The organism is Brevundimonas sp. UBA7507, assembly GCF_002478355.1.
Lineage (GTDB): Bacteria > Pseudomonadota > Alphaproteobacteria > Caulobacterales > Caulobacteraceae > Brevundimonas > Brevundimonas diminuta_D.
In genome coordinates this window covers 18,066-29,973 of sequence record NZ_DLNP01000005.1, presented here as the reverse complement: position 1 = coordinate 29,973, position 11,908 = coordinate 18,066, and the positions used below count along the sequence as shown (strand labels likewise).

Sequence of the window (11,908 nt, the reverse complement as noted above, 5' to 3'; positions counted from 1 at the left end):
ATGAGCGCCCAACCAGCCAACGCCGTGCCTTTCGCCTTCGACACCGAGTTCGGGGCCGACGGCGCCGTGCTGCGCGCTTCGACCTGGCAGCCGGCCAAACGATCCTTCGCCCCCGCCGAGGTCGAGGCCCTGGTCGCCCAGGCGAGGCTGGAGGCCCGTCAGCAGGCCTTGTCCGAGGTTGAGGCCCTGCGCGCCGACGCCTTGTCGATCGTCGCCCAGTCGACGGCGCAGGCCGCGACCCTGTTGCGCGGCGTGGCCGAGTCGCACCGTCGCGAATCCGCCGAACTGGCGCTGGCCGCCGCGCGGGTCATCGGTTCGGCCGCCTTCGATCGTTTTCCGCGCCGCCCGCTCGAGGCCGCCATCGAGGCCCTGGGACAGGAGATGGACGCGACGCCGCGCCTTCTGGTCCGCGCCTCGGGGCTGGATGACGAAGGCCGCGCCCAGATCGAGGCCCTGTGCGCCCAGGCGGGTTTCTCGGGACTGGTGGTGTTCCGCGACGAGCCGCACCTGCCCGCCGCCGCCTTCGCCCTGGAATGGGCTGACGGCCGCGCTGAATTCGATCCGGCCGAAGCCGAGGCCCGCGTGGCCGCCGCGCTTAACGCCGCCCTGGCCGCCGAAGCCGGCCACGCCGAGCCGCCACTTGAAGGCGGCGCTCATGACAGAAGGGGCTTCTGATGGCCACCGACGATCTTTCGCTTGAGGAGTTCGGCGAGTCCACCGCTCTGAACCTGGCCGACGAGGGCGGCGAGAAGTCCGCCGTCGACCTGGCGCCCGTCTTCGACGTGCCGGTCAACATCTCGGCCGTGCTGGGCAAGGCCAATATGTCGGTGGCCCAACTGCTGAAGCTGAACAAGGGCTCGGTGCTGGAACTGGACCGCAAGGTCGGCGAGGCGATCGACATCTTTGTCAACAACCGCCTGGTGGCGCGCGGCGAGGTCGTCGTCGTCGAGGACCGGCTGGGCGTGACCATGACGGAAATCATCAAGACCGAGGACAAGGGCGCCTGATCGGCCGCCCCGTCACGGACAGGATTTTGAAGGAGTAGGGCGATGCGTCTTCTGGTGGTGGGTCGTTTAAGCGGCCAGCTGGCGACGGCGGTGAAGATGGCCATGGCGCACGGCGCCAAGGTCCAGCACGTCGAGCGCGCCGATCAGGCGACCGAGCAACTGCGCCGGGGGCAGGGCGCGGACCTGCTGATGGTCGACTATCGCATCGACATCGCCGCCCTGATCGCCGCCAACGACGCCGAGCGCATTCATGTGCCGGTCGTGGCCTGCGGCGTCGACGCTGACGCCCGCGAAGCCGCCGACGCCATCCGCGCCGGGGCCAAGGAGTTCATCCCCCTGCCGCCCGAGGCGGATCTGATCGCCGCCGTCCTGTCGGCCGTGGCCGACGACGAGAGGCCGATGATCTCGGCCGATCCGGCGATGAAGCACGTCATCCAACTGGCCGATCAGGTGGCGCGGTCGGAAGCCTCCATCCTGATCACCGGCGAAAGCGGCGTGGGTAAGGAGGTGATGGCGCGCTATCTGCACACGCACTCGCGCCGCGCGGACAAGGCCTTCATCAGCGTCAACTGCGCCGCCATTCCCGACAACCTGCTGGAATCCGAACTGTTCGGCCACGAGAAGGGCGCCTTCACCGGCGCCGTCGCGCGCCGCATCGGCAAGTTCGAAGAGGCCGACGGCGGCACCCTGCTGCTGGACGAGATCAGCGAGATGGACGCCCGGCTCCAGGCCAAGCTGCTGCGCGCCATTCAGGAGCGGGTGATCGACCGCGTCGGCGGCGCCAAGCCGGTGCCGGTGAACATCCGCATCATCGCCACCTCCAACCGCGACCTGGCCAAGGCCGTGGCCGAGGGGACGTTCCGCGAAGACCTGCTGTACCGGCTGAACGTGGTGAACCTGCGCCTGCCGTCCCTGCGCGAACGTCCCGGCGACATCGCGGTGCTGGCCGATCACTTCGTCAAGAAATACGCCGCCGCCAACGGCGTGCCGCCGCGCGCCATCGGGGCTGAAGCCAAGCGCGCCCTGGTCGCCCACCGCTGGCCCGGCAACGTGCGCGAGCTGGAAAACGCCATGCACCGCGCTGTCCTGCTGGCGGCGGGGACCGAGATCGACGTCGACGCCATTCGTCTGCCGGACGGCCGCCCGCTGCTGGGCGGAGGGGAGGGGGCCTCGACGCCCGCCGCCTCGGCCTATGACGCCGGCGTGGCTGGTCAGGCGGCTCAGGTCGCCGACGCCGTGACCCGCAGCTTCGTCGGTCAGACCGTGGCCGAGATGGAGAAGACCCTGATCCTGGACACGCTCAGCCACTGCCTGGGCAACCGCACCCACGCGGCGACCATCCTGGGCATCTCCATCCGCACCCTGCGCAACAAGCTGAACGAATACGCCGACGCAGGCACGCCGATCCCGGCACCTCAGTCGGGCGTCGCGGCCGCCTACGGCGCGGCGGGCTGATCGGATGCGCGCCGACCGCCGCACCCTGCTGATCGGCGCGGGCGCCCTCGCCTTGGGGGCTTGCGCGCGTGCGACGGAGCCTGCGGCGGCTGAACCGGCCGTGCTCGGCCTCGACCTGTCGGCGCTGGAGGCGCGCCACGGCGGTCGTCTGGGCGTGTCGGTCGCGACCGAGGGGCTGCGCGCGGCCTGGCGCGGCGACGAACGCTTCGTCTACTGCTCGACCTTCAAGATGTATCTGGCGGCGGCGACCCTGCTGCGCGTCCAGGCGGGGCAGGAGCGGTTGGACCGGGCGATCCCGGTGACGCAGGCCGACATGATCAGCCACGCCCCGGTCACGGAACCGGCGGTGGGTTCGACCCTGACGGTCAAGCAGTTGATGAAGGGCACGGTCGAAGTCAGCGACAATCCCGCCGCCAACATCCTGATCCGTGAAATGGGCGGGCTGGACGCCTTGCGCGCCTTCTATCGCGGCATCGGCGACGACAGCACCCGCGTCGATCGCCTCGAGCCTGAGATGAATCGCCAGGACGGCGACAAGGACACCATCACGCCCGGTCAGTCGGTGCGGAACATCCAACGCCTGCTGGTCGCCGCCGATACGCCGCTGAGCCCGGCGTCCAAGGCTCTGTTGATGCGCTGGCTGGTTGATACGCCGACAGGGCAGGGGCGGATCAAGGCGGGCGTCCCGGCAGGCTGGACCGTGGCGCACAAGACCGGCACCGGCGGCTATGGCCCCGTCAACGACATCGGCCTGATCCTGCCGCCGAATGCGGCGCCCATCGCCATCGCGGTCTATTTCCACGCCACGAAGGATTCGACCGACGCCCAGCGCGAGGCGGTGATCGCCGATGCGACCCGGCAGGCGCTCAAGGCGCTGGGGCATGGCTGAGGGCCGCCGAATCCTGTCATCAGGCGACATGACCTTCGCACGTCGTCATGGCTGACGCGCCCATCCTGATGAAGGACGGCATGGCGCGCCCCACGGGGCGTGACGCGCTCGGCTGGCTGATGCGCGGCGAGGTCGGCATGGCGGTCGGCGTCATCGCCGTCATCATGCTGCTGATCCTGCCGATCCCGAAGATGCTTCTGGATCTGCTGCTGGCGATCTCGCTGGTGTCCAGCGTGCTGATCCTGATGACGGCCGTGATGATGAAGCGGCCGCTGGACTTCGCCATCTTTCCCACGGTGCTGCTGGTCTCGACCCTGTTCCGCCTGGGGCTGAACCTGGCCTCGACGCGGCTGATCCTCAGCAACGGTCAGGAAGGCCACGACAGCGCGGGCAAGATCATCCAGGCCTTCGGCGAACTGATGATGGGGGGCAACTTCATCATCGGGGTGATCATCTTCGCCATCCTGCTGGTGGTGAACTTCGTGGTCATCACCAAGGGCGCGACCCGCATCGCCGAGGTCTCGGCCCGCTTCACCCTGGACTCCATGCCGGGCAAGCAGATGGCCATCGACGCCGATCTGTCGGCGGGGCTGATCAATGAGGATCAGGCCAAGCTGCGCCGCAAGGAACTGGAGCAGGAATCGACCTTCTTCGGGGCCATGGACGGCGCCTCCAAATTCGTGCGCGGCGACGCGGTGGCGGGTCTGATCATCACCTTCATCAACGCCATCGGCGGCCTGCTGATCGGCGTGGTGCAGCACGGCATGCCCGCCATGGAGGCGGCCAACACCTATGTCCAGCTGACCGTCGGCGACGGCCTGGTGACGCAGATCCCGGCCATCATCGTGTCGGTGGCTGCGGGCTTCCTGGTGACCAAGGCCGGGGTCGAGGGTTCGGCCGACAAGGCCTTCGTCGCCCAGCTGGCCAGCAATCCGGTGTCGCTGGGCGTGGTGTCGGGCACGGCGGGCCTGATCGGCCTGATTCCGGGCATGCCGCTGCTGCCCTTCGCGGCGCTGGCGCTGGGGACGGGCTTCATGGCGTGGAAGCTGGGCCGCGACCGGCTGAAGCCGCCGCCCGCCGAGCCGGTGAACCTGAAGCCGAAGGAAGACGTGGAGGAGCCGATCTCCACCGCCCTGACCATCGACGAGGTGAAGATCGAGCTGGGCTACGCCCTGCTGGCCCTGATCAATGATCTGGAAGGCCGTCGCCTGACGGATCAGATCCGAGCCCTGCGCCGCTCGCTGGCCCAGGAGTACGGCTTCGTCATGCCCAGCGTGCGCATCCTCGACAACATGCGCCTGTCCAATCAGGGCTACGCCATCCGCATCAAGGAGATGGACGCCGGTTCGGGCGAGGTGCGCCTCGGCTCGCTGATGGCGATGGACCCGGCGGGGCGTCAGGTCGAACTGCCCGGCGAGCACACGCGCGAGCCCGCCTTCGGCCTGCCCGCGACCTGGATTGACGAGTCCCTGCGCGAAGAGGCGACCTTCCGCGGCTACACCATCGTCGACCCCTCGACGGTGCTGACCACCCACCTGACTGAAATCCTCAAGGAGAACATGGCCGAGCTGCTCTCCTACGCCGAGGTGCAGAAGCTGCTGAAGGAGCTGAAGGGCGAGGAGCAGAAGCTGGTCGAGGAGCTGATTCCCTCGGTCGTCACCGTGACCACGCTGCAGCGCGTCTTGCAGGCCTTGCTGCGTGAGAAGGTGTCGATCCGCGACCTGCCCGCCATCCTGGAAGGCCTGGCCGAGGCGGCGCCGCACACCACCAGCGTCGCCACCCTGGTCGAGCATGTCCGCGGTCGCCTGGCGCGCCAGCTGTGCTGGCAGCACAAGGCCGACGACGGCGCCCTGCCCATCGTCACCCTGTCGCCGGAATGGGAGCAGGCCTTCGCCGAAAGCCTGATCGGTCCCGGCGAGGACAAGCAGCTGGCCATGGCGCCCAGCAAGCTTCAGGACTTCATCCGCGCCGTCCGCGACGTGTTCGAACGCGCCGCCATGACGGGCGAGAACCCGGTCCTGCTGACCGGGCCGCAGGTGCGCCCCTACGTCCGCTCCATCATCGAACGCTTCCGCGGTCAGACGGTGGTGATGAGCCAGAATGAGATTCATCCCAAGGCTCGGCTCAGGACGGTCGGCTCAGTCTAGGTCGCGGCGTGGTAAAGGCTGGACACGGCTTCGACGGCGAATAAGGTTCGGAGCATGAAACGCATTCGGCCGGCCCTGCGCACCTTCGGAATCTTCCTGCGCACCCCGACCCTCAGTCGCTCGATCATCGCCCTTCTGGCCCTGGCGCTGCTGCTGCTGCTGGCCGTCAATACGGCGACGCTGGTGATGATCCAGCGAACCTCCAACTACAACGACACCGTGGACCACAGCCAGCAGGTGCGCCTGGCGGCCAAGGACACGCTGATGCTGCTGACCGACGCAGAGACCGGGCAGCGCGGCTTCATGTTGACGGCGCGAACCGAGTATCTGGGCGTGCACGACAATGCGGTCGCCAAGTTGCCGGCCGTGATCGCTCGGCTGGAAGCCCTGGTTGAGGGCGACGCTGAATCCTCGGCGCGCGTGGTCAAGGTCAAGCAGATGGCGCGGGACCGGCTGGCCCTGATGGATGAAACCGTCAACCTCACCCGCACGGGCCGTATCGGCGAGGCCGTTTCGCGCATTCGCGGGGGGCAGGGCAAGGCTCTGATGGACGCCATGCGCGTCGAGCTGGCCGCCATCGACGCCATTGAAGCGAAACGCCTGGCCGAACGCACCCGCCAGTCGGAATGGGCTCAGGCCGTCACGGTGGCGGTCAACGCTCTGGCCGGGCTGCTGATCCTGGTGCTGGCGGGAATCAGCGTCTGGCTGGTGCGACGCTATGTGGCCGAGATCGAGGCCGCGCATTTCGAGCTGGACCGGGTCAACGCCGGTCTGGAGAACGAGGTCCGCGACCGCACCGCCGAGCTGACCCGCGCCAACGAAGAAATCCAGCGTTTCGCCTATATCGTCAGCCACGACCTGCGCGCGCCCCTGGTCAACGTCATGGGCTACACCTCCGAACTGGAGCAGGTCGCCAAGCAGGTGGACGAGCAACTGACGCAGATCGAGGCGGCTCGCCCCGGCGCTGTGGATCCGGAGGTTCTGCGGGGCGTGCGCGAGGATGCGCCCGAGGCGGTCGGCTTCATCCGCACTTCGACGGCCAAGATGGATCGTCTGATCAACGCCATCCTGCGCCTGTCGCGCGAAGGTCGCCGCGCCCTGGCGCCCGAACGACTGGACATGACGGCCATGGTCCAGACCATCGCCGATACGGTTCACCATCAGGTCGTGGAGACGGGGGGCGAGATCGTCGTCGGCCGTCTGCCGGTGCTGGAGAGCGACCGTCTGGCGGTGGAGCAGATCTTCGGCAATCTGATCGACAATGCGGTGAAGTATCAGCAGCCCGACCGCCCCATCCGGGTCGAGATCCAGGGGCGGGAGACATCCGGCGGCTGGCTCGAGTACCGCATCAGCGACAACGGCCGGGGCGTCTCGCCCAAGGATCATGAGCGGATCTTCGAGCTGTTCCGTCGTTCGGGCAAGCAGGACACGCCGGGCGAGGGCCTGGGCCTGGCTTTCGTGCGCAACATCGTGCGGCGTCTCGGGGGCTCCATCGACGTCGAATCAGAACTCGGCCAGGGGTCGACATTTCATCTGAAATTTCCGAAACGTCTGACTATGCTGGGTGACTACCAAGGAGATCGCCTGTGAGCCACTCGGTGAAGATCGTCATGGTCGAGGACGATCATGGGCACGCCAAGCTCATTGAGAAAAACATTCGGCGGGCCAACATCGCCAACGACATCGTCCATTTCGATCATGGCGAAGCGGCGCTCGACTATCTGTTCAGCGACGAGGTGGGGCGCACCGGCCCCCTGCTGATCCTGCTGGACCTGAACCTGCCGGACATGTCGGGTACGGACATCCTTGATCGGGTCAAGTCCGACGACAATCTGCGCCGCGCGCCCGTGGTCGTGCTGACCACCACCGACGACAAGGTCGAGATCCAGCGCTGCTACGACCTGGGCTGCAACGTCTACATCACCAAGCCGGTGGACTATGAAGCCTTCGCAGGCGCCATCCGCCAGCTGGGCCTGTTCCTGTCGGTCATGCAGGCGCCCGAGATCTGACGCCGTGACGGAACCGGGGGCCGCCATACGTCTCTTGTACATTGACGACGACCGCGGCTTGTCCCGCCTGGTCCAGAAGGAGCTCGGCCGCCACGGCTACGAGGTCGTCTGCGCGCCCGATGCGGACAGCGGCTACGAGGTGCTGAAGGCGGGCCAGTTCGATGTCTGCGCCCTGGACCACTACATGCCGGGCCGTGAGGGCCTGGACGTCCTCCCTGACATCCTGGCCTTGCCGACGCCGCCGCCGGTGGTCTATGTGACGGGGGCTCAGGACGGCCGCATCGCCGTCGCCGCCTTGCGCGCCGGGGCCGCCGACTACGTCATCAAGGACGTGTCCGAGGACTTCACCGCCCTGCTGCGTTCGGCCCTCGAAGACGCGCTGCTGCGGCGGCGTCTGGAGCGTGAGAACGAACAGGCGCACGAGGAAGTGCGTCAGGCCCGCGACCGCGCCGAGGCCTTGCTGCGCGAGGTGAACCATCGCGTCGGCAACTCGCTGCAACTGGTGTCCAGCTTCATCTCCCTGCAATTGCGCCAACTGGCGGACGAGGGCGCGCGCGACGCCCTGCGCGAGGCCCAGGTGCGGATCGAGGCCGTGGCCCATGTCCATCGCCGCCTCTACACTTCGGCCGATGTCGAGCGGGTGCAGATGGATGAGTATCTGGCCGGTCTGGTCGATGAACTGGGCAAGTCCATCGGCCCGGACAGCGGTGGTCCGCGACTGACTTTACAGGCCGAGTCTCTTCAGGTGACGACCGATCAGGCCGTCTCCCTGGGGGTGATCGTGACCGAGCTTGTCACCAACGCCGTCAAATACGCCTATGAGCCGGATGCTGCGGGCGAGATCCGCGTGATCCTGAGGCGTCTGGAGGATGGGCGACGCGCCCAGCTGACGGTCGAGGATGACGGGCCCGGCCTGGGCGACGGTCAGCCCAAGGGCACGGGCCTGGGCTCCAAGATCATCTCGGCCATGGCCGGCGGACTGCGCTCGGCGATCGAGGTGGACCCGGCGCATCGCGGCGTGCGCGCCCTTTTGGCGTTTGATCTCTGACGACGCTTTGGGGGTTTCGCCCGGCGACGCGGCAGGGTTAATCTCCCACGATGAAGCTTCAGTTCGGTACGGCCCGTCCCGGTCTCGATTACATCCACCGTCCCGCCGTCTTCGGCATCGCCGAGCGTGACGGCCGTCTGGCCTGCGTGCGTGTGGATCGCGGCGACGGGCACGCCTATTTCGATCTGCCCGGCGGCGCCCTGGACGGCGAAGAGACGGAGCAGCAGGCGCTGGCACGTGAGTTCGCCGAGGAGACGGGCCTGATCATCCAGCCGGTTGATCGCCTGACCGAGGCGGCGCAGTATTTCCTCAAGTCGGACGGGACGCCGGTCAACAACGTCGGCGGCGTCTGGCTCGTCAATGTGACCGGCGCCGACCCCTTAGCCAAGCAGGAAGCGGATCATGAGCTGGTCTGGCTGGAGCCGCTGCGCGCCCTGTTCAGCCTGCGGCACGAGGCGCACAGCTGGGCCGTTGCGCGCTGGTTGCGCGATCGTCACGCCTCGGCCTCCGCTTCGGAACCTCGCTAGAGAAAAAGGGTTGTTTTCCTGACGGACCGCCAGTCCCGGCGATCCCAAAGACAGGGAGCTCCCCATGCCTGACCACGACCGTATCGAAGGCGCCGCCAAGAACATGGGCGGCAAGCTCAAGGAAGCCGCCGGCAAGCTGACCGGCGATGAAAAGCTGAAAGCCGAAGGCCGCGCCGATCAGGTCGCGGGCAAGGTCCAGAACGCCGTTGGCGGCGTCAAGGACGCCTTGAAGGACGAGCGAGACTAAGACGTCGAGGCGGGCGTTGTCTGTGCATGACGCCCGTTGCTCGCTTGATAAGAGAATTTACGATTTATTCGATATGGACGGTGTAATATTCGGGTGATGGTTACTTTCGGTTAGCGGTAAAAGTTCAAAAACCAAGATTTCCGTCGTCATTCACAAGGCGTTCACGGGGGCAGCGATGTCCGATAGAGTGTCTGAGACGAGCACGGAGCCGATGGTCGGCGTGCAAGGCGCGACCGGGCTGTCGCACCCCTACCGGCGATTGTATCTGCCGGTTCCCGCAAAATTCATTCTGGCGCTGACGTTGGCGATCGCATGGACGGCGCTCAGCGTCTGGCTTTCCCAGCGTTGGCTGGCGGACCTGGCGAGCGTGAGCAGCTGGGTATTCGCCCTCATCGCCATCGGCTTCATCGCCTATGTGCCGGGGTTCATGAACGCCTTCCTGCTCGGCACGCTGATGTTCGATCGAAGGCCGCCTCGCATCCGCCCGACGACCTATCCGGCGGTCAGCGTTCTTGTCGCCGCCTATAATGAGGCGGCCGGCATTCGCGACACCCTCACCAGTCTGGCGCATCAGACCTATCCCGGCTCCTATGAGATTCTGATCCTCAACGACGGTTCGACCGACGACACGGTCGCAGTCGCGCGCCGGGCGATCGCCGAATTGGACTTTCCGCCCAACGCCGCCGTGCGCGTGCTCGACTATTCGGTCAATGCGGGCAAGGCGGCGGTGCTCAACCGCGGTCTGAAGGAGGCGCGGCACGACCTGATCGTCACCATCGACGGCGATTCCTGGGTGCGCGAGGACGGCCTGGCCCAGATCGTCGAGCGTCTGCTGACCGATCCGCCGTCCACCCAGGCGATCGCCGGCGCCGTCATGGTCCGCAACTCGCGTGAGAACTTCCTGACCCGTTCCCAGGAATGGGACTACTTCCACGGCATCGCCGCCGTGAAGCGGATGCAGTCCATGTATCATGGCACCCTGGTGGCCCAGGGCGCCTTCTCCCTCTATCGGCGGGAGGCCCTGGAACAGGTCGGCGGTTGGCCCGAGTGCGTGGGGGAGGACATCGTCGTGTCCTGGGCCCTGCTCGAAAAGGGATACCGCATCGGCTACGCTGAGGACGCCCTGGCCTTCACCAATGTGCCGACGCGCTTCAAGCAGTTCGCCCTGCAGCGCAAACGCTGGTCGCGCGGCCTGATCGAGGCGTTCAAGGCGCACGGCGGCCTGCTGCTCAAGCCGCGCCTGACCACCATCTTCATCTGGTGGAACCTGTGCTTCCTGCCGCTGGATCTGGTTTACACCTTCGTCTTCATCCCCGGTTTGGTGCTGGCGATGTTCGGCATCTTCTGGATCGCCGGACCGCTGACGCTGGCGGTTCTGCCGCTGGCGGCCCTGTGGAACATCTTCATCTTCCGTATCCAGCGCCGCATGTTCCATCGCGAGGGGCTGAAGGTGCGCCGCAACTTCGGGGGCTTTCTCTTCTACGCCCTGGGCTACAGTCTGGTGATGCAACCGGTCTGCGTATGGGGCTATGGCGCCGAACTGCTGGGGATGCGGAAGAAATGGGACACCAAATGAACGCCCTGACCGGCGGCGCCGTCGTGGCGCTCATTCTGGCGGCGGCCGCCTCCGCCCAGGCTCAGTCCGCGCCGGAGACGGCCCAGCAGACCGCCCGCGTCGACCATCCCGACAGCGTGGCGGCCGGTTTCCTGCCGCGCTACGCGGTGGGCGCGGACCTGTTCGCTTCGACCGACGCCGACAACACGGACGTCATCAAGGCGGGGGTGAACCTGGACTGGCGCTACAGGGGGCCGGACGACTACCTCGGCCTGCGGATCGAGACGGCCAGCTTCAAGCCGCTGGGCCAGAAGTCGACCGAGGACCAGCGCGTCTATCTGCGCTTCGCCGACAAGACCGGCGACTGGTCGTGGAAGGGGCAGGTCGGCACGGACGGCGACACCGTCCTGGGCGCGGTCAGCGTTCACAACGACGCCCGGTTCCGCCAGGAATACTTCATCGAGCGCGAGATTCTGGAAACGCCGCTCGGGTTGGAGAAGGGGCTCTACTATACGTTCCTCGGCGGGGCCTTCGACCTGCCGGTCAATGATCGCAACAACTTCACCGTCATGGCGGGCGTTCAGGATTTCACGGGCGATAACGTCCGCACCCATCTGCGCCTCAACTACATCCATGTGCTGAAGCCTGAATGGGGCCTGTCCGCCCAACTTCGCACCCGCTACTTCCACAGCAGCGACCCCGGCGAGTACGACTATTTCTCGCCCAAGAACTATGTTGAGGTCATGCCGGTGCTGCAGGTGCGCCGCTACTACGGCGGCTGGCGCTATGTGATCGCCGGCGGCCTGGGCGCTCAGAAGGAAACGGGCAGCGACTGGCGCAACGCCCGCTATTTCAACGCTCAGGTCACCAGCCCCCCTGTCCGCGAATGGGCCTTCACAGCGGGCCTGACCTACAGCAACACCCCCGTCGCCCGTGGCTACACCTATGACTACACCCAGGTGAATTTCGGCGTGACGCGCGCCTTCTGACCAACTCGGCTTTCACTCTTGAAAGTCAGGCTGTC

General features: G+C 66.8%; 12 protein-coding genes. All 12 read left to right on the top strand.

The genetic code is table 11. From position 1 onward, the window contains the following. On the top strand, positions 1-675 hold the full coding sequence (locus B3D50_RS03300) for a flagellar assembly protein FlbE (RefSeq protein WP_286949404.1): 675 nt from the start codon (positions 1-3) through the stop codon (positions 673-675). Beyond that, entirely contained in the window at positions 675-1,007 is a 333-nt protein-coding gene (gene fliN, locus B3D50_RS03295; RefSeq protein WP_003163531.1) for a flagellar motor switch protein FliN, read from the top strand. Before B3D50_RS03300 ends, fliN begins: the two co-directional genes overlap by 1 nt. Positions 1,008-1,049: 42 nt before the next feature. Beyond that, positions 1,050-2,462 carry a sigma-54 interaction domain-containing protein gene (locus B3D50_RS03290; protein ID WP_286949403.1) on the top strand — a complete coding sequence of 471 codons (1,413 nt, stop codon included), beginning with the start codon at positions 1,050-1,052 and terminating at the stop codon, positions 2,460-2,462. A 4-nt stretch (positions 2,463-2,466) separates the two neighbouring features. Continuing rightward, a complete protein-coding gene (gene bla / locus B3D50_RS03285; RefSeq protein ID WP_286949402.1) occupies positions 2,467-3,351 on the top strand; it encodes a class A beta-lactamase in 885 nt (294 codons plus the stop codon). 47 nt (positions 3,352-3,398) lie between these two features. After that, the gene (gene flhA / locus B3D50_RS03280; protein WP_286949401.1) at positions 3,399-5,498 is read left to right on the top strand and encodes a flagellar biosynthesis protein FlhA; all 2,100 of its coding nucleotides are present in this window, start codon (positions 3,399-3,401) and stop codon (positions 5,496-5,498) included. A gap of 54 nt (positions 5,499-5,552) precedes the next feature. Continuing rightward, positions 5,553-7,088, top strand: a complete 1,536-nt coding sequence (locus B3D50_RS03275; protein ID WP_286949400.1) for a sensor histidine kinase — start codon at positions 5,553-5,555, stop codon at positions 7,086-7,088. Positions 7,089-7,108: 20 nt separating this feature from the next. Next, positions 7,109-7,507 carry a response regulator gene (locus tag B3D50_RS03270; protein WP_040344682.1) on the top strand — a complete coding sequence of 133 codons (399 nt, stop codon included), beginning with the start codon at positions 7,109-7,111 and terminating at the stop codon, positions 7,505-7,507. 4 nt (positions 7,508-7,511) lie between these two features. Continuing rightward, a complete protein-coding gene (locus B3D50_RS03265) occupies positions 7,512-8,555 on the top strand; it encodes a sensor histidine kinase (RefSeq protein WP_286949399.1) in 1,044 nt (347 codons plus the stop codon). 50 nt (positions 8,556-8,605) lie between these two features. Further along, the gene (locus B3D50_RS03260) at positions 8,606-9,082 is read left to right on the top strand and encodes an NUDIX domain-containing protein (RefSeq protein ID WP_269300135.1); all 477 of its coding nucleotides are present in this window, start codon (positions 8,606-8,608) and stop codon (positions 9,080-9,082) included. Between the two features lie 64 nt (positions 9,083-9,146). Then, the gene (locus tag B3D50_RS03255) at positions 9,147-9,329 is read left to right on the top strand and encodes a CsbD family protein (RefSeq protein ID WP_128719677.1); all 183 of its coding nucleotides are present in this window, start codon (positions 9,147-9,149) and stop codon (positions 9,327-9,329) included. Positions 9,330-9,504: 175 nt separating this feature from the next. Next, a complete protein-coding gene (locus B3D50_RS03250; RefSeq protein WP_269300136.1) occupies positions 9,505-10,905 on the top strand; it encodes a glycosyltransferase in 1,401 nt (466 codons plus the stop codon). After that, positions 10,902-11,873: a hypothetical protein gene (locus tag B3D50_RS03245; RefSeq protein ID WP_286949398.1), complete on the top strand. Its 972-nt coding sequence runs from the start codon at positions 10,902-10,904 to the stop codon at positions 11,871-11,873. The genes B3D50_RS03250 and B3D50_RS03245 overlap by 4 nt, the downstream gene beginning before the upstream one ends. Positions 11,874-11,908 lie beyond the last annotated feature (35 nt).